Here is a 314-nt window from a genome sequence, read left to right on the forward strand (position 1 = left end):
CTCGCCAGCTCCCCCGAAGGGGGAGCCAACGCATCTGACAGGTTTGCAGCTTCTGTTTTGCTGAAGAATGTCTGAAAGCTGCAAGTGCCTCTCCCCTTTGGGAGAGGTGGCATTGCGTAAGCAATGACGGAGAGGGAGAGGATTACAACAATGCAGGAAGAAACCATCGACCCCCGTGAGCTGAACCCGCTGGCGCTGGCCTTTGTGGGAGACAGCGTGCTGGAACTGCTGGTGCGCACCCGTCTGGCACGGCCCCACCGGATGTCCGCAGGCAAGCTCAATGTGGAAAAGGTCAAGTATGTCTCGGCCCGGGC

Annotated in this window: 1 protein-coding gene; it reads left to right on the forward strand. The window is 59.2% G+C overall.

The features are described from left to right. Nucleotides 1-150 precede the first annotated feature (150 nt). On the forward strand, nucleotides 151-314 hold a 164-nt coding region (locus P0G09_RS20930; protein ID WP_342760555.1), incomplete at its 3' end, for a ribonuclease III domain-containing protein.

This window comes from Faecalibacterium sp. DFI.5.82 (assembly GCF_029076575.1).
Classification (GTDB): Bacteria; Bacillota; Clostridia; order Oscillospirales; family Ruminococcaceae; genus Faecalibacterium; species Faecalibacterium duncaniae.